Origin of the sequence: Nocardioides sp. NPDC101246 (assembly GCF_044767415.1) — a bacterium.
GTDB lineage: Bacteria > Actinomycetota > Actinomycetes > Propionibacteriales > Nocardioidaceae > Nocardioides.
Genome location: NZ_JBIWNX010000006.1, coordinates 391,366 through 415,769 on the forward strand (window position 1 = coordinate 391,366; position 24,404 = coordinate 415,769).

General features: G+C 69.4%; 29 protein-coding genes. 17 read left to right on the plus strand and 12 right to left on the minus strand.

Translation table 11 applies throughout. The annotated features are described in order from the left end of the window. Together ACIRON_RS14000 and ACIRON_RS14005 are read right to left on the minus strand one after the other, a co-directional pair. A complete protein-coding gene (locus ACIRON_RS14000) occupies positions 1-912 on the minus strand; it encodes an NAD(P)H-binding protein (RefSeq protein WP_402992881.1) in 912 nt (303 codons plus the stop codon). A 65-nt stretch (positions 913-977) separates the two neighbouring features. Then, the gene (locus ACIRON_RS14005; RefSeq protein ID WP_402992882.1) at positions 978-1,364 is read right to left on the minus strand and encodes a pyridoxamine 5'-phosphate oxidase; all 387 of its coding nucleotides are present in this window, start codon (positions 1,362-1,364) and stop codon (positions 978-980) included. Between the two features lie 58 nt (positions 1,365-1,422). Here ACIRON_RS14005 and ACIRON_RS14010 point away from each other — a divergent pair, with 58 nt between their 5' ends. Both ACIRON_RS14010 and ACIRON_RS14015 read left to right on the plus strand, forming a co-directional pair. Continuing rightward, positions 1,423-2,343 carry a patatin-like phospholipase family protein gene (locus ACIRON_RS14010; protein WP_402992883.1) on the plus strand — a complete coding sequence of 307 codons (921 nt, stop codon included), beginning with the start codon at positions 1,423-1,425 and terminating at the stop codon, positions 2,341-2,343. Positions 2,344-2,368: 25 nt separating this feature from the next. Then, positions 2,369-3,145, plus strand: a complete 777-nt coding sequence (locus ACIRON_RS14015) for a pentapeptide repeat-containing protein (protein WP_402992884.1) — start codon at positions 2,369-2,371, stop codon at positions 3,143-3,145. 13 nt (positions 3,146-3,158) lie between these two features. Here ACIRON_RS14015 and ACIRON_RS14020 read toward each other — a convergent pair whose 3' ends face one another. Further along, complete coding sequence (locus ACIRON_RS14020; protein ID WP_402992885.1) at positions 3,159-4,205, minus strand: NAD(P)-dependent alcohol dehydrogenase; 1,047 nt, start codon at positions 4,203-4,205, stop codon at positions 3,159-3,161. A 33-nt stretch (positions 4,206-4,238) separates the two neighbouring features. Further along, on the minus strand, positions 4,239-4,697 hold the full coding sequence (locus tag ACIRON_RS14025) for a MerR family transcriptional regulator (RefSeq protein ID WP_402992886.1): 459 nt from the start codon (positions 4,695-4,697) through the stop codon (positions 4,239-4,241). A 103-nt stretch (positions 4,698-4,800) separates the two neighbouring features. Between ACIRON_RS14025 and ACIRON_RS14030 the strand changes: the two genes are divergently transcribed. Continuing rightward, positions 4,801-5,190 carry a DUF1801 domain-containing protein gene (locus ACIRON_RS14030; RefSeq protein WP_402992887.1) on the plus strand — a complete coding sequence of 130 codons (390 nt, stop codon included), beginning with the start codon at positions 4,801-4,803 and terminating at the stop codon, positions 5,188-5,190. Between the two features lie 8 nt (positions 5,191-5,198). Here the strand turns inward: ACIRON_RS14030 and ACIRON_RS14035 are convergent, their stop codons facing one another. Then, complete coding sequence (locus ACIRON_RS14035; protein WP_402992888.1) at positions 5,199-5,858, minus strand: LysE family translocator; 660 nt, start codon at positions 5,856-5,858, stop codon at positions 5,199-5,201. A 63-nt stretch (positions 5,859-5,921) separates the two neighbouring features. On the opposite strand from ACIRON_RS14035, the gene ACIRON_RS14040 reads away from it, so the two are divergent. The 4 genes from ACIRON_RS14040 to ACIRON_RS14055 all read left to right on the plus strand — a co-directional run bounded on the left by ACIRON_RS14040 (position 5,922) and on the right by ACIRON_RS14055 (position 8,847). Next, entirely contained in the window at positions 5,922-6,380 is a 459-nt protein-coding gene (locus ACIRON_RS14040; protein WP_091044191.1) for an Lrp/AsnC family transcriptional regulator, read from the plus strand. Between the two features lie 81 nt (positions 6,381-6,461). After that, on the plus strand, positions 6,462-7,259 hold the full coding sequence (locus tag ACIRON_RS14045) for an ABC transporter ATP-binding protein (RefSeq protein ID WP_402992889.1): 798 nt from the start codon (positions 6,462-6,464) through the stop codon (positions 7,257-7,259). After that, positions 7,256-8,020, plus strand: coding sequence for an ABC transporter permease (locus tag ACIRON_RS14050; protein WP_402992890.1), 765 nt, complete (start codon positions 7,256-7,258; stop codon positions 8,018-8,020). The genes ACIRON_RS14045 and ACIRON_RS14050 overlap by 4 nt, the downstream gene beginning before the upstream one ends. A gap of 53 nt (positions 8,021-8,073) precedes the next feature. Beyond that, positions 8,074-8,847 (plus strand): MerR family transcriptional regulator, encoded by a 774-nt coding sequence (locus ACIRON_RS14055; protein ID WP_402992891.1) that lies wholly within the window; start codon positions 8,074-8,076, stop codon positions 8,845-8,847. 12 nt (positions 8,848-8,859) lie between these two features. On the opposite strand, the gene ACIRON_RS14060 is transcribed toward ACIRON_RS14055, so the two are convergent. Then, positions 8,860-9,858, minus strand: a complete 999-nt coding sequence (locus ACIRON_RS14060; RefSeq protein ID WP_402992892.1) for an AraC family transcriptional regulator — start codon at positions 9,856-9,858, stop codon at positions 8,860-8,862. A gap of 114 nt (positions 9,859-9,972) precedes the next feature. Between ACIRON_RS14060 and ACIRON_RS14065 the strand changes: the two genes are divergently transcribed. From ACIRON_RS14065 to ACIRON_RS14090, 6 genes are read left to right on the plus strand one after another with little or no spacing between them, the layout of a single operon-like run. Further along, a complete protein-coding gene (locus tag ACIRON_RS14065; RefSeq protein WP_402992893.1) occupies positions 9,973-10,947 on the plus strand; it encodes a quinone oxidoreductase family protein in 975 nt (324 codons plus the stop codon). A gap of 20 nt (positions 10,948-10,967) precedes the next feature. Next, positions 10,968-11,870 (plus strand): TauD/TfdA dioxygenase family protein, encoded by a 903-nt coding sequence (locus ACIRON_RS14070; protein WP_402992894.1) that lies wholly within the window; start codon positions 10,968-10,970, stop codon positions 11,868-11,870. Positions 11,871-11,919: 49 nt separating this feature from the next. Then, the gene (locus ACIRON_RS14075; protein WP_402992895.1) at positions 11,920-12,972 is read left to right on the plus strand and encodes a 3-keto-5-aminohexanoate cleavage protein; all 1,053 of its coding nucleotides are present in this window, start codon (positions 11,920-11,922) and stop codon (positions 12,970-12,972) included. An 8-nt stretch (positions 12,973-12,980) separates the two neighbouring features. Further along, entirely contained in the window at positions 12,981-14,285 is a 1,305-nt protein-coding gene (locus tag ACIRON_RS14080) for an MFS transporter (protein ID WP_402992896.1), read from the plus strand. A gap of 28 nt (positions 14,286-14,313) precedes the next feature. After that, positions 14,314-14,916, plus strand: coding sequence for an RBBP9/YdeN family alpha/beta hydrolase (locus ACIRON_RS14085; RefSeq protein WP_402992897.1), 603 nt, complete (start codon positions 14,314-14,316; stop codon positions 14,914-14,916). Then, positions 14,913-15,302 (plus strand): carboxymuconolactone decarboxylase family protein, encoded by a 390-nt coding sequence (locus tag ACIRON_RS14090; protein WP_402992898.1) that lies wholly within the window; start codon positions 14,913-14,915, stop codon positions 15,300-15,302. Before ACIRON_RS14085 ends, ACIRON_RS14090 begins: the two co-directional genes overlap by 4 nt. Here the strand turns inward: ACIRON_RS14090 and ACIRON_RS14095 are convergent. After that, complete coding sequence (locus tag ACIRON_RS14095) at positions 15,299-16,186, minus strand: LysR family transcriptional regulator (RefSeq protein WP_402992920.1); 888 nt, start codon at positions 16,184-16,186, stop codon at positions 15,299-15,301. The genes ACIRON_RS14090 and ACIRON_RS14095 overlap by 4 nt on opposite strands. 76 nt (positions 16,187-16,262) lie before the next feature. Between ACIRON_RS14095 and ACIRON_RS14100 the strand changes: the two genes are divergently transcribed. From ACIRON_RS14100 to ACIRON_RS14115, 4 genes are all read left to right on the plus strand, one after another. Further along, positions 16,263-17,381, plus strand: coding sequence for a TDT family transporter (locus tag ACIRON_RS14100; RefSeq protein WP_402992899.1), 1,119 nt, complete (start codon positions 16,263-16,265; stop codon positions 17,379-17,381). Between the two features lie 33 nt (positions 17,382-17,414). Then, a complete protein-coding gene (gene glpK / locus ACIRON_RS14105) occupies positions 17,415-18,932 on the plus strand; it encodes a glycerol kinase GlpK (protein ID WP_402992900.1) in 1,518 nt (505 codons plus the stop codon). A gap of 136 nt (positions 18,933-19,068) precedes the next feature. After that, complete coding sequence (locus ACIRON_RS14110; protein ID WP_402992901.1) at positions 19,069-19,659, plus strand: hypothetical protein; 591 nt, start codon at positions 19,069-19,071, stop codon at positions 19,657-19,659. Positions 19,660-19,669: 10 nt separating this feature from the next. Then, positions 19,670-20,056, plus strand: coding sequence for a VOC family protein (locus ACIRON_RS14115; RefSeq protein ID WP_402992902.1), 387 nt, complete (start codon positions 19,670-19,672; stop codon positions 20,054-20,056). Positions 20,057-20,079: 23 nt separating this feature from the next. Here the strand turns inward: ACIRON_RS14115 and bfr are convergent, their stop codons facing one another. From bfr to ACIRON_RS14140, 5 genes are all read right to left on the minus strand, one after another. Then, a complete protein-coding gene (gene bfr, locus ACIRON_RS14120; protein WP_402992903.1) occupies positions 20,080-20,568 on the minus strand; it encodes a bacterioferritin in 489 nt (162 codons plus the stop codon). An 84-nt stretch (positions 20,569-20,652) separates the two neighbouring features. Next, a complete protein-coding gene (locus tag ACIRON_RS14125) occupies positions 20,653-20,856 on the minus strand; it encodes a bacterioferritin-associated ferredoxin (RefSeq protein WP_091044234.1) in 204 nt (67 codons plus the stop codon). Positions 20,857-20,923: 67 nt separating this feature from the next. Then, positions 20,924-21,772 (minus strand): alpha/beta fold hydrolase, encoded by an 849-nt coding sequence (locus ACIRON_RS14130; protein WP_402992904.1) that lies wholly within the window; start codon positions 21,770-21,772, stop codon positions 20,924-20,926. A 1-nt stretch (position 21,773) separates the two neighbouring features. Continuing rightward, positions 21,774-22,700 (minus strand): VOC family protein, encoded by a 927-nt coding sequence (locus ACIRON_RS14135; protein ID WP_402992905.1) that lies wholly within the window; start codon positions 22,698-22,700, stop codon positions 21,774-21,776. 79 nt (positions 22,701-22,779) lie between these two features. Further along, positions 22,780-24,345 (minus strand): bifunctional 3-(3-hydroxy-phenyl)propionate/3-hydroxycinnamic acid hydroxylase, encoded by a 1,566-nt coding sequence (locus tag ACIRON_RS14140; RefSeq protein WP_402992906.1) that lies wholly within the window; start codon positions 24,343-24,345, stop codon positions 22,780-22,782. Positions 24,346-24,404: the final 59 nt, after the last annotated feature.

Here is a 24,404-nt window from a genome sequence, read left to right on the forward strand (position 1 = left end):
TCAGAGCCCGTTGCCCTCGGCCAGCCGCTCGGCCAGGGCACGCCGCACGGCCTCTCGATAGGGCAACGGCTCGCCGGGCACGACCTCGAGGATGCGTCGGTCCTGCACGACCACCTCGGTGCTCATCGAGTCGATCAGGTTGCGCCCCGTGGTCAGGTCGATGTCGGTCACCAGCGCCAGCCAGTACGAGGACAGCCGCGGCGTCAGCACCGGCACCGGGACGACGGGGATCGACCGGCCGGTGGCCACCTGGGAAGCGACGGTCAGCATGTCGACGTACGTCATCGCCTCGGGACCGCCGATCTCGAAGACCTCGCGGATCGCGTCCTCGTTGTCGATGACACCCGCGAGATAGCGGATCACGTCGTCGACGGCGATGGGCTGGGTCCGGGTGGCGGTCCACCTCGGCACCACCATCGCGGGGAGGTTCTTGACCAGCTGCCGGGTCAGCTCCCAGGAGACGCCGCCGTGGCCGACGACGATCGCGGCGCGCAGCACCGTGACCGGGACGCCGGCCTCGCCGAGCAGGGTCTCGACCTCGCGGCGGGAGCGCAGGTGGGGAGAGAGGTCCCCGTCATCGTCGCCGAGGCCGCCGAGATAGACGATCTGGCGCAGCCCGGCCCGAGCCGCGGCGGCCCCGAAGGCCCGCGCGGCCCGGGCGTCGCGCTCCTCGAAGTCCTCGTGGTCGAGCGAGTGCACCAGATAGACCGCCACGTCGACCCCGTCGACCGCGGCCGACAGGGTGCTCGGATCGTCGACGTCGGCACCCACCGCTTCGCCGGGGCCGTCGTAGGCGTCGGGGCGTCGGGTCATCGCCCGCACCGTGGTGCCGCGGCGGGTCAGCTCGGCGACCAGCCGCCGACCGATGAAGCCGGTCGCGCCGGTGACGAGCACGGTGGGCGAGGTCTCCATGGGTCGAGCCTACGGACGCCGCCGCGTCCGGCGATGCCGTGACACGGCCGCTTCTCCGGTTCCGCTCAGGCCTGGTTCGGCGGGTTGACCGGTCGGCAGTCCTGCCCGCAGCCCTCCTCGGGCACGGGACCGGACGCGTGCGACGCCGGCCGATGCAGCACGGCGCCGGTGGGTGTCACGAGGACATCGGATCCCTCGACGCGGCCGGTGCCGTCGACGATCAGCGCATGGTCGCGCGGCGTGAGCGGGGCGTACGTCAGGGTGAGCACCGGGTTCGCGGCGAGGTTGGCACGGGTGCCGCCGCCCGGATCCGAGACCCGCAGGGTCGAGCCGTCGACGACCGGGTCCACGACCACGACCTTGATCCGCTCGCCCGCGGTGGTCAGCAGGAAGCCGCTGCCGAAGCGTTCGAGCGTGGCGGCGAGATCGGACAGCGCGACCGGGATGCTCATATCCGGCACAGTAGTCCGACGTGCAGAGCGCCCGCGACGTATCGGGGATCATGAAGGCATGGCGATGAATGGCAAGCGGGTCGCCCTCGCCCTGGGGGCAGGCGGTGCACGGGGCTACGCCCACCTGGGCGTCGTCCAGGAGCTGCGGGAGCGGGGACACGAGATCGTGACGGTCGCGGGCACCTCGATGGGGGCGCTGGTCGGCGGCCTGATCGCGGCCGGCAAGGACGAGGAGTTCGCCGACTGGGCGGCGGCGCTGCGGCAGATCGACGTGCTGCGGCTGCTCGACCCGAAGTGGCGGGCGGGTGGTGCGTTCAACGCCGACGGCGTCGTCGCGGAGCTGGAGAACCTGCTGGGCGAGCAGCTCATCGAGGATCTTCCGGTCCCGTTCACCGCGGTCGCGACCGACCTGGAGTCGCACCGAGAGGTGTGGTTCCAGCGCGGCCCGCTGGTCAAGGCGATCCGGGCCTCGATCGGCATCCCGGGCGTTTTCCTGCCGGTGATGTGGAACGGCCGGGTGCTCGTCGACGGCGGCCTGCTCAACCCGCTGCCGATGGCCCCGACCGCCGCCACGCCGGCCGACCTGACCATCGCGGTCTCGCTGCAGGGCCCGCGCACCCAGCGCGGGACGCAGTCGCCGGTGGTCGAGAACTCCGCCGACGTCACCGCTGACGAGGAAGGTACGACGGTCTTCCGGCGGCTCCGCGACAAGCTGGGCGTCGGCGGCGAGACGACCAAGGCCCCGAAGGCGGAGCCGAGCCGCGCTCAGCCAGATCTGCGCATCGCCGACGTCATGACGCTGTCGTGGGATGTGATGCAGGAGATGATCGCGCGCTACCGGCTGGCGGGGCTGCCGCCCGACGTCCTGATCACCGTGCCGGTCGACGCCGCCCGCACGCTCGACTTCCATCGCGCCAGCGAGATGATCGAGCTCGGGCGGCAGTTGACGGCCAAGGCGCTCGACGACGCCGGATGCTGACGCCCAGCGGCGTAACCTGCGTCCGATGAGCACCTACCGGTCTGACTGCTCCCGCTGCGCGGGCCTGTGCTGCGTGGCGCTGCCCTTCACCCGCTCGGGGGACTTTCCGGAAGACAAGGCGGGCGGCGATCCCTGCCGCCACCTCGGACCCGACTTCGGCTGCGGGATCCACGACCGGCTGCGGGACCGCGGGTATGCGGGTTGCACCGTGTTCGAGTGCTTCGGCGCAGGTCAGCAGGTCACCCAGGTGACCTTCGGCGGTGCCGACTGGCGCACGGAGCCGGCGTTGCGGCAGGAGATGTTCGACGTCTTCGCCGTGATGCGGCACCTGCACGAGATGCTGGCGCTGCTCGAGGAGGCCACCGATCGGAGCCCGTCGCCCGACCTCGCCGAGCTGACCGTGCAGGTCTCCGCCGCGGCTGCCGGCGCCGCCGACGACGTGCTCGCCACCGATGTGGGCGCACTCCGCTCGGTGGTCGGGAACGCGCTTCGCCGGGTGAGTGCAGAGGTACGCCGCCCCGCCGGCCAGTCGCTGGCCGGAGCCGATCTGGTCGGCCGCGACCTGCGCCGGCGGGACCTGCGTCGCGCCGACCTCAGAAGCGCACTCCTCATTGCCGCCGATCTGCGGGGCGTCGACCTCGCCGATGCCGACCTGCTCGGTGCGGATCTACGGGATGCGACGGTCGCGGGCGCTGACCTCTCCCGGGTTCTCTTCCTCAGCCAGGCGCAGGTCAACGCCCTGCGAGGAGACGGGAGCACCCGCCTTCCCGCAGCGCACGACCGGCCACCCCACTGGGGCTAGAACCGCAGCGGACTCAGGCCAGCGTGGCGGTGTCGATCACGAAGCGGTAGCGCACGTCGGAGGCGAGGACCCGGGCGTACGCCTCGTTGATCTGGTCCGCGGCGATCACCTCGATCTCGGAGCCGATGCGGTGCTCGGCGCAGAAGTCGAGCATCTCCTGGGTCAGCGCGATGCCGCCGATCATCGAGCCGGCGAAGTTGCGCCGGTTGGTGATCAGCGAGAACACGTTGACGCTCAGCGGCTCCGCGGGCGCGCCGACGTTGACCATCGTGCCGTCCACGGCGAGCAGGCCGAGGTAGGCGTCGAGGTCGATCTTCGCGCTGACGGTGTTCACGATCAGGTCGAACGAGCTGGCCAGCTGCTCGAAGGTCGCCGGGTCGGAGGTGGCGTAGTAGTGGTCCGCGCCGAGCCGCAGCCCGTCCTCCTGCTTCTTCAGCGACTGCGAGAGCACGGTGACCTCGGCACCCATCGCGTGGGCGATCTGGACGCCCATGTGGCCGAGGCCGCCGAGGCCGACGATCGCGACCTTCTTGCCGGGGCCGGCGCCCCACTTCTTCAGGGGTGCGTACGTGGTGATGCCGGCGCACAGCAGCGGCGTGGCGGCCGCCGGGTCCATGCCCTCGGGCACCTTGAGCGCGAAGTGGGCGTCGACGACGACGTGGGTGGAGTAGCCGCCCTGGGTGAACGAGCCGTCGCGGTCCTTCGCGGCGTACGTCCCGACCCCGCCGCCCGGGGTCGAGCAGTGCTGCTCGTCGCCGTTGCGGCAGTTGGCGCACTCGCCGCACGAGTTCACGAAGCAGCCGACGCCGACGCGGTCGCCGACCTGGTGGTCGGTGACGGACGAGCCGACCTCGGTGACACGGCCGACGATCTCGTGGCCGGGAACGACCGGGAACGGCTGCGGGCCCCAGTCGCCGTTGACGGTGTGGATGTCGGAGTGGCAGATGCCGGCGTACTCGATCGCGATGAGCACGTCGTTCTCACCGACCGAGCGGCGCTCGATGGTGATCGGGGCCAGCGGCTCGCCGGCGGAGGGTGCTGCGTACGCGTTGACGCGCATGGGGGTTCTCCTGAGTCTGAGATGGGTGGTGGATCAGTGGTTCTCGCGGCTGCGGATCTGGTCGGCCAGCGCGTGTGCCCGCTCGCCGATCTCCTCGGCGCGGGCCTCGTCGCCCGCCGCGACGGCTCGCCAGTAGTCGGTCTTCAGCCCGACGTAGCGGCGCCGCAGCTCGAGGTGCTCGGCCTCCCGGGCCAGCCGGTCGGCATGGCCGGTGAGCAGACCGATCTGCTCGGCGGCACCGCCCTGACCGAGGCGGCCGTTGGTGACGTACGTCCTCATGTCATCGATCGAGAGGCCGATCGCGGCCAGGCAGGCGACGCCGGTCAGCTGGTCCAGGTCGGCCTCGTCGTAGACCCGGTGTCCGCTGCTGGCACCGCGGCTGACCGGCGAGATCAGCCCGATCGTCTCGTAGTAGCGCAGCGTGCTGGCCGGGAGTCCGGTCAGCGTCGCCACCTCTCGGATCGTGTAGGTCCGAGTCGTTGATGCAGTCACACCAAAGACGCTAAGAACTTCAAGTACTTGAAGTCAAAGGGATGATTTATCGACTTGTTTATAGCCTTGCCCGGCACCTGCGGGCCGGGCGTACATTGCGATCATGGCCATCCGCACCCATGCCGGCGTCGACAGCTACCTCGACGGTCTGCCCGAGTGGCAGCGCGACATCTGCCGCGAGCTGCGCGAGATCATCCACGAGGCCGACCCGGAGATCGAGGAGACGATCAAGCGGACGGTCCAGCCCTACTTCGTGCTGCAGGGCAACGTCTGCGCGCTCCTTGCCGCCAAGGACCACATCAACCTGTTCCTCTACGACCCGACCGTCCCCGACCCCGCCGGGATCATCAACCAGGGGCACGGCAACGCCACCGGGCGAGCCATCCAGATCTACCGGGACGACCCGATAGACCGCCCCGCGCTGACCGAGCTGCTGCGCGCCATCGTGGCCAACAACCGCGCCGGTGGCTGGCGCCGCCTGCAGAAGGGCTGAGCCCGGGGTCAGGCCGACCCGGTGAGCACGAGCGCGCCGAGGCCCATCATGGCGGTCCCCGCCAACCCTTCGGTACGCCGTGCGAACGCCGGTGACTGCAGGCTGGGCGCGAGCCGGGTGATGACGGTGATCAGCCCGGCGTACCAGACCAGGCAGAGCACCCAGAACGTCGCCGCGAGCGCGATGTGCTGGGCGAAGGGCGCCAGCGGCGAGAGGTCGAACTGCGGGAACAGCGAGAGGTAGAAGGCCGCGACCTTCGGGTTGAGGAGGTTGCTCAGCAGCCCCTGGCGGAAGCACGTCGAGCGCGCGATGCCGCCGGATCCGGGGCGGACGATCGCCGCCGCCGCGACCGATACACCCGGGGTCCGGTGCTCCCGGCGGGCGCGCACGTAGGCGCGCAGCGCCTGGACGCCGAGGTAGACGAGGTAGATGCCGCCGGCGACCCGGACGATCTGGAACAGCGTGGGGGAGGCGGTCAGCAGGGCGGTGATGCCGAGAGCCGCCGCGGTGCCGAGGACGGCGAGGCCGGTCATGATGCCCGCCGCGGTCCACAGCGCCCCGGCGCGGCCGCCCCGGGCGGCGTTGCGCAGGGTCAGCATCATGTCCGGACCAGGGACGAGGATGACGACGAGCGAGGTGGCCGCGAAGGCGACCAGTTGTTCCAGCATGGGCGCCATTCTATCGCTCGTTTCGAGCACTTTGATTGCCGATGATGTCCCTTCTGATGGAGTATGAGCAATGTGACGAGCATTGATGCCACTGATCGAGCAATCCTGCGTGAACTGACCATCGACGGCCGGTTGAGCAACGTCGAGCTCGCTTCCCGCGTGGGGCTGACGCCCGCGCCGTGCCTGCGCCGGGTCAGGCGCCTGGAGGAGTCCGGGGTGATTGCCGGCTACCGCGCCCGGCTGGACCCGGTGGCCTCGGGTCGGGACTTCTGTGTCTATCTGCTGGTGCAGATCACGATGACCAGCAAGGAGGTCGTCGACCAGTTCGAGGAGATGGTCGCCTCCTACGACGAGGTCACCGAGATGCGCCGGGTCTACGGCGAGATCGACTACGTCATCCGCGTCGACGTCGCCGACAGCAACGCCTTCGAGCGCTTCCAGACCGAGAAGATGTACCCGCTCCCGGGCGTCCACCGGATGGTCTCCCACCCCACGATGAAGGCCGTCAAGAGCAACGACTGACCCGCCCGATCGGGGCCGTCGAAAAAAGGTCGGAACTTTCGCTTGACCTTGACCCAAGGTCAACCCTCGACGCTTATCGACATGAACCCGACACCAGCAATCGAGATCGCCGGACTGACCAAGTCCTACGGCGACGTGCACGTCCTCCAGGGCGTCGACATGAGCGTCGAGAAGGGGAGCATCTTCGCCCTCCTCGGCTCCAACGGCGCCGGCAAGACCACGACCGTGAAGATCCTGACCACGCTGCTCAAGGCGGACGGCGGCCAGGCGACGGTCAACGGCTTCGACGTGGCGACCCAGGCCGACGACGTACGTCGGTCGATCAGCCTCACCGGCCAGTTCGCCGCCGTCGACGAGATCCTGACCGGTCGCGAGAACCTCATCCTGGTCGCCAAGCTGCTCCGCCAGAAGAACCCGGGCGCCGTGGCCGACGACCTCCTCGCCCGGTTCTCGCTCACCGAGGCCGGCAACCGCAAGGTCTCGACGTACTCCGGTGGCATGCGCCGACGGATCGACATCGCGATGAGCCTGATCGGCAACCCGCCGGTGATCTTCCTCGACGAGCCGACCACCGGTCTCGACCCGGAGGCCCGGATCGAGGTGTGGCAGGCGGTCAAGGAGCTCGCCGAGAGCGGCACGACGGTCCTGCTCACCACGCAGTACCTCGAAGAGGCCGAGCAGCTCGCCGACCGGATCGGGATCCTCCACGAGGGCCGCATCATCGCCAACGGAACCCTCGCCGAGCTCAAGGCGATGTTCCCGCCGGCCAAGCAGGAGTACGTCGAGAAGCAGCCGTCCCTCGAGGAGATCTTCCTCGCCATCACCAGCAAGTCCAACGGCAGGTCCGCCAGCTCGAACAACGTGAAGGAGTCACGATGACCACCCGATTCTTCGGCGACACCGCCGTCCTGACCGGCCGTTCCCTGCGACACATCGGCCGCAGCCCCGACACCATCGTCACCACCGCGATCACCCCGATCGCCATGATGCTCATGTTCGTGTACGTCTTCGGCGGCGCGATCGACACAGGCTCCCACGAGAGCTATGTGAGCTATCAGCTACCCGGCATCCTGTTGATCACCATCGCCTCCGGCATCGCCTACACCGCCTACCGTCTGTTCCAGGACAAGAACAGCGGCATGTTCGACCGGTTCCAGTCGATGCCGATCGCACGGTCAGCGGTGCTGTGGGGTCACGTGATCACCTCGGTGGTGGCGAACATGATCTCGCTGGTCGTGGTGGTGCTCGTCGCCCTGCTGATGGGCTTCCGCACCGGCGCGAGCGTGCTCGAGTGGCTCGCGGTCATCGGCATCCTGGCTCTGTTCACCCTCGCGCTGACCTGGCTCGCGGTGATCCCGGGCCTGACTGCCGGCACGGTCGAGGGAGCCAGCGCGTTCTCCTACCCGCTGATCTTCCTGCCCTTCCTCAGCTCCGCCTTCGTCCCGACCGACACCATGCCCGGCCCGGTGCAGGCCTTCGCCGAGCACCAGCCGGTCACCTCGATCGTCGACACCATCCGGGCGATCTTCGCCGGGGAGGACCCGGGCAACGAGCTGTGGATCGCACTGGCCTGGTGCATCGGCCTCCTGGTCGTCGCGTACGTCCTGGCCACCGCCGCCTACCGTCGCAAGTTCTCCTGAACCACGCGGCAAAACCACGAGACAAAGTACGGCCTTCCCGCCACTATTCGGGGATGCTCACGATCAGCCAGCTGGCGTCGTACGCCGGTGTCACCGTCAGGGCCGTGCGCCACTACCACGCCAAAGGGCTGTTGGTGGAGCCAGAGCGCGACCACTCGGGATACCGGCGCTACGACGCCGCTGCCGTGGTCGACCTGATCAAGATCCGCATCCTCGCCGACGCCGGCGTCCCGCTCTCCCGAGTCAAGGAGCTGCTGGACGCCGGCGACGACGATTTCAAGAAGGCGGTCGCCGAGATCGACAAGCGCCTCCGGCTCGAGATCCGCGAGCGGCAGGGGCACCGCGAGCGGATCGCTCGTCTCGTCCACGGGGACGGCCTCGCCCTCCCGCCGGAGGCGGTCGCCTATCTGGAGCGGATGCGGGAGCTCGGCATCCCGGAGCGGATGATCCAGGGCGAGCGCGACGCCTGGATCCTCGTCGCCGCCCAGCAGCCGCAGAGCATGGAACCCTACATCCGCAGCAAGGTCGGCCAGCTCGACGATCCCTCGATCGTGGAGACGTACAAGGAGCTGGAGGCCATGCTCGACTGGGAGCCAGGTGATCCCCGCCTGGAGACCATCGCCGACCAGATCGTCTCCCAGCTCGAGGCGGTCTCGCCCGAGGACTGGGCTGCCTACACCGACGCCGACCAGGCCATGCCTGACGAGCTCGTCGCCCTGCTGGACTCGATGTTCGTCGAGCAGGTCCCCGTCGCCCGCGACCTCATGCGCCTCGTCGAGAAGCGCGGCTACACCGGCTGGACCAAGCTCGAGCGGATCCCGCGATAAGCAGCCGTATGCCTACTGCCGATCCGCACGCCATCGACTCGGACTGCTGCCGTACCTGTCACGGAACCACCGGGTGAAGTTGCTCGGGGCAGAGAACGACAGGAGCTCGGAGATCTCTGTGAGCGTGTAGTGACCGCCCGCGAGCATGCGTTCGACGAGTGCGGTGCGCGTCTCGTCGAGCACCGAGGAGTAGGTCAGGCCGTGCGCGGCGAGCTGGCGATGGACTGTTCGACGGTTCACCCCGAGACTGCGAGCGACCTGCTCGATCGAGCAGCGTCCCGTCGGCAGCAGGACCTCGATCAGCTCGCGCACCCGGTCGGGGACGGTGCCCACGCGCGACGGCTCGACCGACTCGAGCAGGTGGTAGGCGTACTGGTGGAGGCCGGGGTCGGCCATCCGGTTGGGCGCGGCGAGGTCGGCGGCGGAGAACACCAGGCCGTGGAACTCGTGGTCGAAGGTGACCGTTGTGCCGAACACGCGTCGGTGGGTCGCGGTGTCGGCCGGCGGGTGGTGTGCGAAGCAGACCGCGAGCGGGCGCCACTCCTCCCCGAGGAACCCGCGGAGCAGCCGGTGGAGCACCGCCGCCGCGAGCTCGATCGCCTGGCGTGACTCGGCTGGTTCGCCGAAGTCGAGGTCGACCCGGATCGTCGCCGTCCCGCTGGACTCGGTGAGCCGGGTGCGCAGCGACTCGTTGTACATGTGCTCGTAGCGGCCGAGGATGCGAAGCATGCTGCGTACGTCCGGCTCCTCGCGGATCACCAGGCTCACCGGACCGAGGTTGGAGAACCGGCGCAGCTCCGCGAGCCGGAGCCCGAAGTCCTCGCGGCCGGACTGCCGAGCCGACTCCTCGAGGAGGCCGGCGACGGCGACCGCGGGCACCCACCGATCCGGCATCGCGAGCCCCGCCGGGTCGAGCCCACAGCGGCGCATCAGGTCGCGTGGGTCGATCCCGAGCGACCTGCTGAGGTCGTTGTACCCGTTGAGCGCCGCGTAGCGGGCCAGTGGTTTCACACGTTTCTCCGGCTGTCCCTGAATGATAAGCAAGCTGTCCCGTCAGGATAAGCGAGGATGCCTTGCGGTCCCTAGTGTTGCGTGCGTCACATTGTCAGTCGGAGGAGAGCGAACGTGGCGTACGCCGTACGGATCGACGAGGCCGGAGGCCCCGAGGTCATGCACTGGGAGCCGGTCGAGATCGGCACCCCCGGACCCGGAGAGGTCACCGTCCGCCATGGCGCGGTCGGGCTCAACTTCGCCGACACCTACTTCCGCACCGGGCTCTACCCGGCACCGCTCCCGAACGGCCTCGGCGTCGAGGGCGCGGGTGTGATCGAGGCCGTCGGACCGGGGATCACCGACTTCACGCCGGGTGACCGGGTGACCTACACCGGCAGCCCCCTGGGTGCGTACAGCACCGAGCGGGTGATGCCGACCGACTCGTTGATCAGGCTCCCCGACGACATCGACTTCGAGACCGCGGCCGCGATGACCATGCGGGGGCTGACCACCGCCTACCTGCTGCGTCGCATCCACCCGCTCCAGGCCGGTGACACGGTCCTGCTGCATGCCGCGGCCGGCGGCGTCGGTCTGATCTTCTCGCAGTGGGCCGCGCTGCTCGGCATCCGGGTGATCGGCACTGTGTCGACGCCGGAGAAGGCCGAGATCGCCCTGGCCCACGGCTGCGCCGAGGTCGTCCTCTACCGCGAGCAGGACGTGGCCGCCGAGGTGCGTCGCCTCACCGACGGCGCCGGCGTACCCGTGGTCTACGACAGCATCGGGGCGACCACCTACGAGACCTCGCTGAGCTCGCTGGCCCGTCGTGGCCTGCTGGTCTGCTTCGGCACCTCCTCCGGCCCGATCCCGCCGATCAACGCGATGGACCTGGCCGTCAAGGGGTCCGTGTTCGTCACCCGGCCGGCGCTCGCCGACTACATCGCCGACCCGGCCGAACGCGCCGAGCTGGCCGGTGAGCTCTTCGACCACGTCGCTTCCGGCCGGATCCGCATCGAGATCAACCAGCGCTACGACCTGGCCGACTGCGTACAGGCGCACCGAGACCTGGAGTCCGGCCGCACCGTCGGCTCGTCGGTCTTCAAGGTCTGAACAGAGAGGAGAGATCAACCATGAACACCACGACGTACGCCGTCCCGGACCGTCTCGCCGCTTTCCCGTCGAGCTTCCAGGTCGAGCCGCTGACCTGCAGCATCGGAGCCGAGCTCTCGGGGGTGGACCTCGCCGAGGTCGCCCATGACGAGTCGCTCTTCGCCGAGCTCAAGGCGCTGCTCCTGCGCTACAAGGTCGTGTTCTTCCGCGAACAGGACATCAGCCGCGCCGAGCACGTTGCGCTGGCCGAACGATTCGGGCCGCTCGAGGACCACCCGGTCGTCGGTTCGGACCCCGAGCATCCCGGCCTGGTGCGGATCTACAAGGACCTCGACAGCCCGCCCGAGCGGTTCGAGAACGCCTACCACTGCGACGCGACCTGGCGGGCGAACCCGCCGATGGGCAGCGTCCTGCGCTGCGTCGAGGGTCCCGAGGTAGGCGGGGACACGATGTGGGTCAACATGGCGCTCGCCTACGAGCAGCTGCCCGAGGAGGTCAAGGCGAAGATCGCCGGTCTCCGGGCCCGGCACAGCATCGAGGCGACCTTCGGGGCCCGGATGCCGATCGAGGACCGGCTCGCGCTCAAGGAGCGGTTCCCCGACGCGGAGCACCCGGTGGTGCGTACGCATCCGGAGACCGGCGAGAAGGTCCTGTTCGTCAACAGCTTCACGACCCACCTGACCAACTTCCACACCGCCGAGAACGTACGCACCGGCATCGACTATGCGCCCGGCGCTGGTGAGCTGCTCCGCTACCTCACCAGCCAGGCAGGCATCCCCGAGTACCAGGTGCGTTGGCGCTGGACCAAGAACAGCTTCGCGATCTGGGACAACCGCTCCACCCAGCACTACGCCGTCCAGGACTACTGGCCCGCCGTCCGAAAGATGGAGCGCGCCGGGATCGTCGGCGACCGCCCGTTCTGACCGCTCTGACCTGATCTGCCACCAACCCACCCGGAAAGAGAGAACGACCATGCACTTCCACGACGACGCCCTGTTCCCCGAGCTCCAGGACAAGCTGGTCATCACCTGCGCCCCGTACGGCCCCGAGTGGGAGCCGGACGACTTCCGCGAGGACCTGCCCCTGACCATGGAGGAGCACATCCAGCAGGCGGTCGACTGCTTCGACGCCGGCGCCACCGTCCTCCACATCCACGTCCGAGAGCTCGACGGCAAGGGCTCCAAGCGGCTCTCCAAGTTCAACGAGCTGCTCGCCGGTCTGCGCGAGGCCGTCCCAGAGATGATCCTGCAGGTCGGCGGCTCGATCTCGTTCGCCCCCGAGGGTGAGGGCGCCGACGCCAAGTGGCTCTCGGACGACACCCGGCACATGCTCGCCGAGCTCGACCCGAAGCCCGATCAGGTGACCATCGCGATCAACACCAGCCAGATGAACATCATGGAGCTGATGACCGCCGACGACATCGCCGGCACCTCCATGGAGCGCCCCGAGCTCGCCGAGGCATACCGCGAGATGACGGTGCCGGCCGGCCCGGCGTGGGTCGAGGAGCACCTGCGTCGGCTGCAGGCCAACGGCATCCAGCCGCACTTCCAGCTCTCCAGCATCCCCCAGCTCGAGACCGTCGAGCGGCTGATCCGCCGCGGCGTCTACACCGGCCCGCTCAACCTGACCTGGGTCGGCATCGGCGGCGGCTTCGACGGCCCCAACCCCTACAACATCATGAACTTCATCCAGCGGGTCCCCGACGGTGCGTGCCTGACCCTGGAGACGCTCATGCGCAGCGTACTTCCGGTCAACGCGATGGCCATCGCGATGGGGCTGCACACCCGGTGCGGCAACGAGGACACGATCTGGGGCCGCAAGGGGGAGAAGCACACCTCGGTCGAGCAGATCAGGCAGCTGGTTCGGATCGCCGACGAGCTCGGGCGCGAGGTCGCCGACGCCAAGGACGCTCACGACATCTACCGGATCGGACAGACGTACGCTGATGCCGACGAGACCCTGGCCAAGCTGGGCTACGCACCGAACCGCCGCCCCGGCCAGGTCGGCTTCACCCAGCACGCGTAGGCAATGTCATGACGACGCAGAACGCTGTCAGCGCCCCGGTGCCGGTCGCTGGCCGGCCTCGGAGAAGCGCCTACCCCTGGATCGTGTTCGCCCTCGCCTTCGGGCTGCTGCTCTCGGACTACATGTCCCGCCAGGTCTTGAGCGCGGTGTTCCCCGTGCTCAAGACCGAGTGGGCGCTCTCCGACTCCCACCTGGCGTCGCTGAGCAGCGTCGTCGCGCTCATGGTCGGGCTGCTCACGCTGCCGCTGTCCATCGTCGCCGACCGCTGGGGACGGGTTCGGAGCCTGGTCATCATGGCGGTGCTGTGGAGCGTGGCCACGCTGCTCTGCGCGCTGGCCGCCAACTATGAGCAGATGCTCGGTGCGCGTTTCCTGGTCGGCGTGGGCGAGGCCGCCTACGGCAGCGTCGGCATCGCGCTGGTCCTCAGCGTCTTCGCGCCGCGGCTGCATGCGACCCTGAGCGGTGCCTTCATGGCCGGCGGCTCGTTCGGCTCCGTCGTCGGGGTCGTCCTGGGCGGCGTCATCGCCGTCCAGGTCGGCTGGCGATGGTCCTTCGTCGCCATGGGCGTCTTCGGTCTGCTGCTGGTCGCGGTCTTCCGGCTGGTGGTCACCGAGCGGAGGCTGGCCGCGCACAGCGCTGAGAAGGACGGCGACAAGGCTGAGCCCGGCCTACGGGCACCGCTGTCGAGCCTCTACACCAATCCCGCGGTGCTGTGTGCGTACGTCGGTGGTGGCCTGCAGATGTTCACCGCCGCGGTGATGCTCGCCTGGATGCCCAGTTTCTTCAACCGCTACCACGGCATGGCTACCGATCGGGCGGCCGCGGCCGCGGCGATCTTCGTCCTGCTGATCGGCAGCGGCATGGTCGTCTGCGGGATGATCACCGACCGGGTGGGCCGCCGCGACGTCACCCACAAGTGGCTCGCCGCGGTCGCGTTCTGCACGGTCTCACTGGTCTGTCTCCCGATCGGCTTCCATCTCGAGGCCGGGCCGGCGTCGTCGGTGCTTGTCGGCGTGGGCGCCTTCTTCGCGGCCGGCTCCTCCGGCCCGACCGCGGCCATGGTCGCGAGCCTCACCCACGCCTCCGTGCGTGCCACCGCGATGGGCACCCTGACCCTCTCCAACAACCTGCTCGGCCTGGCCCTCGGCCCGTTCGTGGTGGGGGTCCTGGCGGACCGGCTCGGTCTGCTCTCCGCCCTCCAGTTCGCTCCGGTCGCCTACCTGCCCGCCATCGCGGTGCTCCTGCTCGGCCGTCGCCTGCACCCCTCAGGCGTACGACGGCTGCAGGCCGTGACCACCGCGACCACCCCCTGACCCATCTCAGAACCGTGAGGAGCAACCCATGACCTCCGCAGACTCCCCGAGGATCGTGATCGTCCCCGGGCTCCGCGACCACGTCGCCGACCACTGGCAGACGTTGTACGCGGACCGGCTCGACAAGGTACGCATCGTGCCGCCCCTCGAGCGTGACGAGCTGAGTCTCGCCGCGCGGGTGGCCGCCCTCGACGAGGCGCTCCACGAGACCGACGAACCAGTGGTCCTCGTGGCCCACAGCGCCGGCTGCCTGATCGCGGTGCACTGGGCGCAGACTGCGACGCGGCCCGTCCGGGCCGCGCTGCTGGCGGCACCACCCGACTTCGAGGTGCCGCTGGCCGACGGATATCCCACGCTGCCCGAGCTCCGCGCCCACGGCTGGGCCCCGGTGCCGAGACGTCGGCTGCCCTTCCCGACCACGGTCGCCGCGAGCAGGAACGACCCGCTGGCCCGCTTCCGGCGGGTCGCCGGGATGGCCGAGACATGGGGCTCGCGCCTCGTCGACCTGGGCGAGGTCGGTCACCTCAACCCCGCCTCGGGCTACGGCCCGTGGCCCGAGGTCGACGACCTCGTCGAGGACCTGCTCCATCGCTCCGCGACGGTGGGCGGGAGCGAGCTGGTGCGGTCGTGACCGGCCCCGACGCTCTTCCCGAAGCGTCGCCTGAGGGCGTGGTCTCGGGGATGCGCGCGGCCGGGCAGTGGAACGGCCTGTGGGACGGGCTCGCCGAGCTCGACCCGGAGTGGACCGAGGACTACCTGTCCCTGGCCACCCGGTCCTGGCACAACGGCGTCCTCTCCCCACAGGTCGTCGAGCTTCTCTGTATCGCGGTCGACGCCGCATGCACGCACCTGTACGCCCCCGGCGTACGCCGTCACATCCGGGCCGCGCTGGACCTGGGTGTCACCGGCGAGGAGATCCTCGAGGTGCTCAAGCTCGCCACTGTGGTCGGCATCCACGCGTGCAACGTCGGCGTGCCGATCCTGATCGAGGAGCTGGCCTCGCACGGATCCGCCTAGACGCCGGCGATCCCGAGGAGGTCGCGGACGGGACCGGCGGGGGGCCGCGCCCCGCCGACCCAGACCGCGCGGAACTCCCGGGACAGGTCCAGCTCGGCCACCGGAACGATGACGAGTGTGCCCAGGTCGATGTCGGCCTGGGTCGCTCGTCTGGACACGAACGCCGGCGACCCGCCGGCCCGGACGGAGGCGAGGATCGCGGTGTTCGTCGCGAACTCGACCTCGGGATCGGCCAGGTGCTCGCCGGCCAGGGCCAGCGCGGACTCCACGACCGCACGCGTCCCGGAGCCGCGCTCGCGGCACGTCAGCGGACGGGTCGAGAGCTCGCGCGTGGTGATCCCGGCGCGCCGGCGGGCCCACCGGTCATCTGGTGCCGCGACCAGCACGAGCTCGTCGGTTCCGACACCCGCGGTGGCGAGCCCGGTGGTGTCGACCGGACCCTCGACGAAGCCCAGGTCGGCCTCACCGTGACGTACGGCGGCGACGACGTCCTCGGAGTTGGCTGCGCGGAGGCTGACCGCGACCCGACGCTGCTGCCGCAGACGTACGAGCCAGCGGGGGAGCAGGTATTCGGCGGTTGTCATCGAGGCATGCACGTGTAGCTCGTCGGAGCGGCCACGGCGCAGCGTCTCCAGCGCGGTCTCGATCTCGTCGGCGCGTTCGAGCAGGTCAGCGCTCCATTCGACGAGCAGCCTGCCTGCCTGGGTGACTTCCGACCCGCGATGAGCCCGCTGCACCAGCACGAGCCCGACCTGGGTCTCCATCGCGCGCAGCCGCTCCGAGGCGGACTGCTGCGAGATGCCCGCCGCGCGCCCGGCGGCGCCGATGCTGCCCAGCCGGGCGACGTCGACGAGCAGGCGGAGGGACGGGATGTCGGGCAGCATGGTCACAGGATATCCCTGTGGGTCCACAGCGAAGTGGCCGCTACCGGTGCCTCGCGGCGCCGCCGAGCATGGAGGCATGAGGCTTCCGTATGGTCCGAACTGGTACGCCGCCACCATGGGCACCGGCATCGTCGCCGTCGTCCTCCCCGGTCTTCCCTTCCGGGTGCCGGGGGCGGTCCCGGTCGCGTTGGCGTTCTGGGTGGCCGCCTGTCTTCTCCTGGTGGCCACGACGACAGCGATGCTGCTCGGCATCCGCGCGGAGCGCTCGCTGCTGCGGCGCCAATACGACGACCCGGTGATGTCCCACTTCTACGGAGCCCCGGCCATGGCGCTGATGACGGTCGGTGCCGGCGCGGTCGGCGTCGGCCAGATCGTCCTCGGTGCTCCGCTGGCCGTCGGGCTGAACGCGGTGCTCTGGGTCGCGGGCACCGTCCTCGGCCTGTGGACCGCGGTCGCGGTGCCGTACCGGGCCATCACCCGTCACGAGGTGGCCGACGACGGCGCCACCGGTGGCTGGCTGATGCCGGTCGTACCGCCGATGGTCTCGGCGACGACCGGGGCCGCCCTGGTGCCGCACCTTCCGGCCGGCCAGCCCCGCGAGACCCTGCTGATCGTCTGCTACGCCTTCTTCGGGCTGACCGTGATCGCCGGGCTGCTCGTGCTCAACCAGCTCTGGCAGCGGCTGGTCCGCCACGGCGCGCTCGCCCCGGCCGCACTGCCGACCGTCTGGATCGTGCTGGGCTTCCTGGGGCAGTCGACCACGGCCGTCCACCACCTCGGTGAGCTCGCGCCCACCGTGGTGCACGGCTACGGGCACGCGCTCAGCATGCTCGCGATCTGCTACGGCGTACCGGTGTGGGGCTTCACGGTGCTGTGGATCGCCCTCGCCGTCTCCCTGACGGCTCGTCAGGTCCGCGACGGACTGCCGATCGCACCCACCTGGTGGTCGTTCACCTTCCCGATCGGGACCGTCGCCACCGGCAGCAGCGCCCTCGCCTCCGCGACCGGCCTGGCGCTCTTCGAGGTCGGCGCCGGACTCGCGACGCTCGGGCTGCTGGTGGGCTGGCTCGCCGCTGCGTACGCGACGGTTCGCCTGTTCACCCGGGTGACGCCACCGGCCCCGGAACGCGACCTGCGCCTCGGCGGTGTCGAACTCGCGTTGTCAGGGCCGCGGAGCAGGAGGGTGAAAGGATAGGAAGATCTCCCGACGCAGAGAGGACCCGACGGCATGCCCGACTACGTCGCAGCCATCGACCAAGGCACCACGAGCACCCGCTGCATGATCTTCGACCACGGCGGCAAGGAGGTGGCGCGCCACCAGCTGGAGCACCAGCAGATCCTGCCGCAGGCCGGCTGGGTCGAGCACAATCCGGTGGAGATCTGGGAGCGCACCAGGGCGGTGATCCAGATCGCGCTCGGCAGCAAGGGCCTGACGGACGCGGACATCGCCGCGCTCGGCGTCACCAACCAGCGCGAGACCACCGTGGTGTGGAACAAGAGGACCGGACGGCCCTACTACAACGCGATCGTCTGGCAGGACACCCGCACCGACCGGATCGCCTCCACCCTCGACAAGGACGAGCGCGGCGACATCATCCGCCGCAAGGCCGGGCTCCCACCTGCGACCTACTTCTCCGGAGGCAAGATCCAGTGGATCCTGGAGAACGTCGACGGTGTCCGCGAGGCCGCGGAGAGCGGCGACGCCATCTTCGGCACCACCGACAGCTGGATCGTCTGGAACCTGACCGGTGGGCCCACCGGGGGCGTACACGTCACCGACGTCACCAACGCCAGCCGCACCATGCTGATGAACCTCGAGACCCTCGACTGGGACGAGGAGCTCCTCGGTTTCTTCGACATCCCGCGCCAGATGCTCCCCGAGATCCGGCCCTCCTCCGAGCCCCAGGCCTACGGCACTACGCTGACGAACGGCCCGCTCGGCGGCGAGGTCCCGATCACCGGCATCCTCGGCGACCAGCAGGCCGCCATGGTCGGCCAGGTCTGCCTGGACGCGGGCGAGGCCAAGAACACCTACGGCACCGGCAACTTCCTGCTTCTCAACACCGGCCAGGAACTCGTACGCTCCCAGAACGGCCTCCTCACCACGGTCTGCTACCAGTTCGGCGACCAGCCACCGGTGTACGCGCTGGAGGGCTCGATCGCCGTCACCGGCTCCGCGGTGCAGTGGCTGCGTGACCAGCTGAGGGTGATCAGCAACGCCGGGCAGGTCGAGACCCTGGCCAAGGAGGTCGAGGACAACGGCGGGGTCTACTTCGTCCCGGCCTTCTCCGGCCTCTTCGCCCCCTACTGGCGCTCGGACGCCCGCGGCGTGATCGTCGGCCTGTCCCGGTTCAACACCAGCAGCCACATCGCCCGCGCGGCCCTGGAGGCGATCTGCTACCAGAGCCGTGACGTCGCCGAGGCGATGGAGAAGGACTCCGGCGTACGCCTCGAGGTCCTCAAGGTCGACGGCGGGATCACCGCCAACGAGCTGTGCATGCAGATCCAGGCCGACGTCCTCGGTGTCGAGGTCAGCCGCCCGGTCGTCGCCGAGACCACCGCGCTCGGAGCCGCCTACGCGGCCGGGCTCGCCGTCGGCTTCTGGAAGGACACCGACGAGCTCCGCCGGAACTGGAACGAGTCCAAGCGCTGGAAGCCGGCCTGGAACGAGGAGCAGCGCGAGACCGGGTACGCCGGCTGGCGGAAGGCCGTCGACCGCACCCTGGACTGGGTCGACGTCGACTGACGGCGTCGTTTCAAAACCGCCTGTTTGGGGTATGTGCGAGGCACCCGGTCGGACGTACGTTGCGAGAGGGCCCGGCCGGGGCCCAGGACCTGCCTCGACCGGTCCGTTGGCACACCGACGACCGAGGAGGCAGCACATGTTCATCCAGATGATCCAGGGTCCCTGCACCCGGCAGGACGAGGCCCACCAGTTGCTCGACGAGTGGCGGCGTGACCTCGCGCCGGGTGCGACCGGGTGGCTGGGCGGCACGTACGGATTCACCGACGACAACCAGCTCGTCGGCGTGGTCCGCTTCGAGTCGCGGGAGCTGGCGATGGCCAACTCCGACCGCTCCGAGCAGGGGGAGTGGGCCGCGAAGATGGCCGAGGTCATGGACGGCCCGATGGAGTTCCACGACTGCGACGACGTCTCACTGATGATGGACGGCGGCTCCGACGACGCGGGGTTCGTGCAGATCATCCGTGGCCGCGTCGACGACCCGAGCCGGCTCAAGGCGATGATGGCCGACACCACGATGCTGCACGAGGCCCGCCCCGACATCCTCGGCGCCACCCTCGCGATCGAGGCGGACGGCAGCTTCGTCGAGACCATCGCGTTCACCAGCGAGGCCGAGGCGCGCAAGGGTGAGCAAGTCGAGCCCCCGGAGGACGTACGCAGCGAGCTCGAGTACGCGATGAAGGGTGCGACCTACTACGACCTCCACCACCCGTGGTTCGAGAGCGCCTGAGGAGGCCGAGATGCTGACCGACAGCAGCGTGCGGGCGAACATCCCGGCTGCCGACCTCGGGCGGGCACGCCGTTTCTACGCCGACAAGCTCGGGCTCGAGCCGAGCGAGGAGAGCGAGGGCTGGCTCGTCTACACGACCGCCGGCGGGACGTCGTTCCACCTCTACGAGACCGAGCAGGCAGGCAAGGCCGGGCACACGATCGCCCAGTTCCACGTGGCCGACGTCCGCAAGGAGGTCGACGACCTGGGAGCCAAGGGCATCACCTTCGAGCACTACGACATGCCCGGGATGACCTGGGACGGCGACGTCGCCGGGATGGGCCCGGCCGGGCACGCCGCCTGGTTCAAGGACAGCGAGGACAACATCCTCTGCATCGACGACGCGATGCCTGCCTGAGGAGGAGCACGGAAGGGCCCGGCTCAGCCGGGTCCTTCACCCGCACCGACGTGCTGAGCCAGGTACGCCTGGAGGCCGACCCGATCGATCGCGTCGAGCTGGGACTCGAACCAGTCGGCGTGCTTCTCCTCGTCGCGGACCATCTCCTCGAAGACGGCAGCGGTGCCGTGGTCGCCGAGCCGGTGACACTCGGCGCCGCCGGCGTTGAACTGGGCGACCGCGGCGCGCTCGCTCGCCAGGGCGAGGGAGAGCATCTCCTCGGCGGTCTCACCCACCTCGATGGCGTTGAGCCGCTGCACGTTGGGGTGGCCGTCGAACATCAGGATCCGGTTGATCAGGTCGTCGGCGTCGCGCATCTCGTCGATGGAGAGGTCGTAGAAGACCTTGCCGAGCTTGGGCAGGCCCCAGTTGTCGAGCATTCGAGCATGAAGAAAGTACGTGTTGGTGACCGTGAGCTCGAACGTGAGCGCCTCGTTGAGGAGCTCGACGACGCGTGGATCGACTGGCTGCATGACGCACCTCCGGTAACGGGATCTGTCCCGATACTCGCACGGCACCCCGGGAGTGAGGACAGACTCAGTTTGTGACCGGTTGCGTCAGCTCGCGGCGCCGTCGGCAGCCAGCTGCGAGCACTCGTGCTCGAGGTGCCGGGTGACGATCTTCTTCACCGAGAAGATGCACGAGCCGCAGTCCTGGGCGGCGCCCGTCGAGCGGCAGATCGCACTGACCGTGCGGGCGCCGTCGGCCAGCGCGACGTCGACGTCACGGTCCGTGACGACTCGGCACTGGCAGACGATCATGGGATTAGGTTAGCCGACCCTAAGCAAAGTGACGAGCCGGCGTCTCACTTCTTACCTTCGGAGGGCGTCAGTTGTTGGCGACGAAGTCGATCACCAGCCGGTTGAACTCGTCGGCGTGCTCGAGCTGGGCCCAGTGGCCACACCGGTTGATGATGTGCGCGCGGCTGTCGGGGATGCGGGCTGCGGCGAAGAGCGTGCCCTCGAAGGTGACGACGCGGTCGTCGCGGCCATGGATCAGCAACGACGGAGCGGTGATCTCGGCGAGCCGGTCGAGGTCGGCCCAGATCGGGATCGGCCCGCGGATTCCTGCTTTGGCCACGTTGGCGAGGTGCTCGGGCCGCTTGGACGCGGCCACCGAACGCTGCTCGCACAGCTCCGGGGTCGCGAACCGCGCGGTGTCGAAGACCATGATCTCGACCAGGCGCTTCATCGCCTCGGGCGTGTAGTCGGTGTAGCCGGCGTACATGATCTTGATGCCCTCGGACGGGCCGGTCGCACCGAACAGGAACGGCTTGAGCTGGAGCGGCGCACCCATCGTCATCAGATGGGAGACCCGCTCCGGGCGCTCGATCGCCATCCGGATCGAGGTGTGGCCACCCATCGAGTTGCCGACGAACGCGGCCTTCTCGATGCCGAGTGCGTCGAGCAGTTGGCACAGCGCGTCCAGCGGCTCGTAGTCGAGGAAGTCGACCTCGGACGAGTCGCCCCAGCCGGGAAGGTCCGGGGCGATGACCCGGAAGCCGGCCGCGGCGATGGTCTCGATGTTCGGTGAGTAGTTGCTCCACCCGGTAGCGCCTGGGCCGCCGCCGTGGACGAGGACGACGGCGGGACCGTCGGCCGGGCCGGCCTCGTTGTAGTGGATGGTGAAGTCGGTGGTGGTGACGTCGCGGGCGACGTCGGTCTCGGTCAGCGCCATCTCAGTTGCTCTCCTTCGCGATCGCGGCCTGCAGCCAGCCCACCTCGGCCGCCATCGGGTGGTGGCCCCAGTTGTTCAGTCGGTCGAGCGTCTTGACCTCCCAGGTGTCGTCGTCGATGAGCAGCCCACCCCAGCCGTACTCGACGGCGAAGCCCGAGGGCGTCTTCACGTAGAAGCTGAACATGTTGTCGTTCGGGTGCATGCCGAGTGTCATCTCGAAGGGCTGGCCGTGCGCGAGGCAGCGGTCCCAGGCCGTCCCGACATCGCGGATGTCGGTCACCTCGACCATGAAGTGGTGGGTCCTCTTCGGGTGCGGCATGTCCCCGAAGGCGACCGTGTGGTGGCGCGGGTTGCAATGCAGGAAGATCAGGTCGGCGACGATCCCGGGCGCCAGCTCCTCGACGATGATGTCGGAGATCCTGAAGCCGAGCAGATCCTGGTAGAAGGCCAGGTACGTCTCCCGGCTGACACCCTTGGACAGCAGCACCTGGTGGCCGGCGCCACCCTGGCCGGTGACGAACCCGCCGAGCAGCGCGTCGCTGTGGAACGGGATCTCGGCGTCGGCATGGCCGGTGACCAGCTCGATCTCGTTGCCCATCGGATCGGCGCAGACGAAGATCCGGTCCACCCTGCGCGCGGCGGCCAGCTCGCTGTCACCCTCGGTGACCTCGACACCGGCGTCGCGCAGCGTGGCGACCAGCGCCTCCAGCGCGGCGCTGGACTCAACCTCGTAGCCGCTGCGCACCAGGTCGTCGGCGGGGCCTTCGGTGATGACCCAGCGATGGCACTTCTCGTCGGTACGCAGCGTGAAGCCGTTGTCCAGCTTGTCGCCCAGCTGCATGCCGAGCAGAGTGACACCGAAGTGCTCCCAGTCGGCCAGGTCGGAGACCTCGTAGACGACGTAGGCGAGCTCCTTGACTCCAGTCATTTTCTCTTCCTTCTCGTGGTGGGATCGGCCCTGTGGCGGACGGGGGATATCCGCCGCAGGGCCGGGTCGGTGGGACGGATCAGACCGCGGGGACGGTGAGGTCGGAGGTGTCGGCGGCGGCGACGAACTTGTCGGGGCGCACCGCGATCACGCGGGCGCCGTACCGCTCGAACCACGGCAGCAGCGCATCTTCGAGATCGACCAGGTCGCCGGCGCCCTCGGTGTGCCGGGTCTTGGCGCGGACCGCGACGTAGGAGGCGTCGAGGGCGTCCCAGCCGGCCTTCTGCTCCGGGGTGAGTGTGCTCGCCGGGTCGATGTCGGCGCCGAGCAGGACGAAGCCCTTCGGCAACAGCTGGTCGAGCCGTTCCATGTGACCCAGCGCGTCGCACATCAGGGGCTGGGGGACGTACCGACCCACGATCGAGGCATCCCCGACCTCGCCGGCGATCCAGCCGGCGGTGAGCGTCGGCGGGGCATTGAGCGGCGGCTCCCACGGGGTCACCAGACCCTCCGGGACCCGGTTCATCGCCTCGAGCTCCTCGGGCGTCGCCTCCTGCTTGATCACCCGGCCCAGCCCGACGGCGAGCTGGGTGTAGAGCTCGGCGGAGGGACGGCGCTCGGCCTCGTACGTCTCCAGCCAGGCCTCCTCGAGGTCGCCGGCCACGACGCCGGCCAGCTTCCAGCCCAGGTTGTGCGCGTCACGCATCCCGGTCTGCATGCCCGCGCCGGCCCACGGCGGCATCAGGTGGGCGGCGTCGCCGGCGAGGAAGACCCGGCCGGAACGGAACGTCTCGGCCATGCGTACGTGGTGGCGGTAGAAGGCGTGCTGGTGGATCTCGACGTCCTCCTCGGTGACGCCGAGCGCCTTGAGCAGCGGCCAGACCTCGGCGCTGGTGGCGAAGTCGGCCTCGGTCTCGTCCGGCTTGAGCGGGATCTCCCAGCGGTGGTTGCCGGCGGAGAGCGCGATGTCGACGACCGGGCGGTCCTTGTCGGTCCAGAAGGTGAGGAAGTCGCGGTCGGGCCACCAGCGCTTGACCCGGCAGTCGATGACGATCCACAGCGTGTCCACGGTCTCGCCGTGCATCGGGACGCCGAGCATCTTGCGAACCGGGGACGACCCGCCGTCCGCCGCGATCACGTACCGCGCGCGGGTGGTGGTCTCCTCGCCGGTGGCCAGGTCACGCGCGGTGACGGTGACGCCGCTCTCGTCCTGCTCGATGCCCACGACCTCGGTGCCGTAGCGCACCTCGAGACCGTCGTACGCCTCACCGCAGGCACGCAGCTCGGCCTCCATGCTCGGCTGGTAGATGTTGTAGAAGCGCGGCTTGCGGCCCAGGGTCCCCAGGGTCGAGGGCGGGTGCTCCACCCGCATGACCTCGTGGCCGTCGTACGTCACCCAGCGAAGCGCACGCTGCGGTTCGATCACGGATCCGATCCGCTCGTCGATGCCGAGCTCCTGGAAGATCCGCATCGTCCAGTCGTTGACGGTGACCGCGCGGGCACGGGCGTAGATGTCCTCCTCGCGCTCGAACGCGACCACGCTCGTCCCCTTCGAGGCGAGGGTCAGTGCGCCCATCAGGCCGGTGGGGCCGTAACCGACGATCGCGACCTCCGCGTCGACGTCGCTGTGGTTGTGCTGGCTCATGTGATTCGGTCCTCCAATCCAAGTATTGAACCGATCGTTCCAATCTTGTGTGGCTACGG

What these genes read in the sequence shown, in the direction of transcription:
- ACIRON_RS14115 (WP_402992902.1), top strand. Translation starts at nt 19,670, where the DNA reads ATGCTGACCGACAGCAGCGTGCGGGCGAACATCCCGGCTGCCGACCTC.
- ACIRON_RS14075 (WP_402992895.1), top strand. Translation starts at nt 11,920, where the DNA reads ATGCACTTCCACGACGACGCCCTGTTCCCCGAGCTCCAGGACAAGCTG.
- ACIRON_RS14095 (WP_402992920.1), bottom strand. Translation starts at nt 16,186, where the DNA reads ATGCTGCCCGACATCCCGTCCCTCCGCCTGCTCGTCGACGTCGCCCGG.
- ACIRON_RS14055 (WP_402992891.1), top strand. Translation starts at nt 8,074, where the DNA reads ATGCTCACGATCAGCCAGCTGGCGTCGTACGCCGGTGTCACCGTCAGG.
- ACIRON_RS14020 (WP_402992885.1), bottom strand. Translation starts at nt 4,205, where the DNA reads ATGCGCGTCAACGCGTACGCAGCACCCTCCGCCGGCGAGCCGCTGGCC.
- ACIRON_RS14050 (WP_402992890.1), top strand. Translation starts at nt 7,256, where the DNA reads ATGACCACCCGATTCTTCGGCGACACCGCCGTCCTGACCGGCCGTTCC.
- ACIRON_RS14030 (WP_402992887.1), top strand. Translation starts at nt 4,801, where the DNA reads ATGGCCATCCGCACCCATGCCGGCGTCGACAGCTACCTCGACGGTCTG.
- ACIRON_RS14035 (WP_402992888.1), bottom strand. Translation starts at nt 5,858, where the DNA reads ATGCTGGAACAACTGGTCGCCTTCGCGGCCACCTCGCTCGTCGTCATC.
- glpK (WP_402992900.1), top strand. Translation starts at nt 17,415, where the DNA reads ATGCCCGACTACGTCGCAGCCATCGACCAAGGCACCACGAGCACCCGC.
- ACIRON_RS14070 (WP_402992894.1), top strand. Translation starts at nt 10,968, where the DNA reads ATGAACACCACGACGTACGCCGTCCCGGACCGTCTCGCCGCTTTCCCG.
- ACIRON_RS14110 (WP_402992901.1), top strand. Translation starts at nt 19,069, where the DNA reads ATGTTCATCCAGATGATCCAGGGTCCCTGCACCCGGCAGGACGAGGCC.
- ACIRON_RS14080 (WP_402992896.1), top strand. Translation starts at nt 12,981, where the DNA reads ATGACGACGCAGAACGCTGTCAGCGCCCCGGTGCCGGTCGCTGGCCGG.
- ACIRON_RS14125 (WP_091044234.1), bottom strand. Translation starts at nt 20,856, where the DNA reads ATGATCGTCTGCCAGTGCCGAGTCGTCACGGACCGTGACGTCGACGTC.
- ACIRON_RS14000 (WP_402992881.1), bottom strand. Translation starts at nt 912, where the DNA reads ATGGAGACCTCGCCCACCGTGCTCGTCACCGGCGCGACCGGCTTCATC.
- ACIRON_RS14015 (WP_402992884.1), top strand. Translation starts at nt 2,369, where the DNA reads ATGAGCACCTACCGGTCTGACTGCTCCCGCTGCGCGGGCCTGTGCTGC.
- ACIRON_RS14100 (WP_402992899.1), top strand. Translation starts at nt 16,263, where the DNA reads ATGAGGCTTCCGTATGGTCCGAACTGGTACGCCGCCACCATGGGCACC.
- ACIRON_RS14045 (WP_402992889.1), top strand. Translation starts at nt 6,462, where the DNA reads ATGAACCCGACACCAGCAATCGAGATCGCCGGACTGACCAAGTCCTAC.
- ACIRON_RS14140 (WP_402992906.1), bottom strand. Translation starts at nt 24,345, where the DNA reads ATGAGCCAGCACAACCACAGCGACGTCGACGCGGAGGTCGCGATCGTC.
- bfr (WP_402992903.1), bottom strand. Translation starts at nt 20,568, where the DNA reads ATGCAGCCAGTCGATCCACGCGTCGTCGAGCTCCTCAACGAGGCGCTC.
- ACIRON_RS14010 (WP_402992883.1), top strand. Translation starts at nt 1,423, where the DNA reads ATGGCGATGAATGGCAAGCGGGTCGCCCTCGCCCTGGGGGCAGGCGGT.
- ACIRON_RS14135 (WP_402992905.1), bottom strand. Translation starts at nt 22,700, where the DNA reads ATGACTGGAGTCAAGGAGCTCGCCTACGTCGTCTACGAGGTCTCCGAC.
- ACIRON_RS14130 (WP_402992904.1), bottom strand. Translation starts at nt 21,772, where the DNA reads ATGGCGCTGACCGAGACCGACGTCGCCCGCGACGTCACCACCACCGAC.
- ACIRON_RS14040 (WP_091044191.1), top strand. Translation starts at nt 5,922, where the DNA reads ATGAGCAATGTGACGAGCATTGATGCCACTGATCGAGCAATCCTGCGT.
- ACIRON_RS14085 (WP_402992897.1), top strand. Translation starts at nt 14,314, where the DNA reads ATGACCTCCGCAGACTCCCCGAGGATCGTGATCGTCCCCGGGCTCCGC.
- ACIRON_RS14005 (WP_402992882.1), bottom strand. Translation starts at nt 1,364, where the DNA reads ATGAGCATCCCGGTCGCGCTGTCCGATCTCGCCGCCACGCTCGAACGC.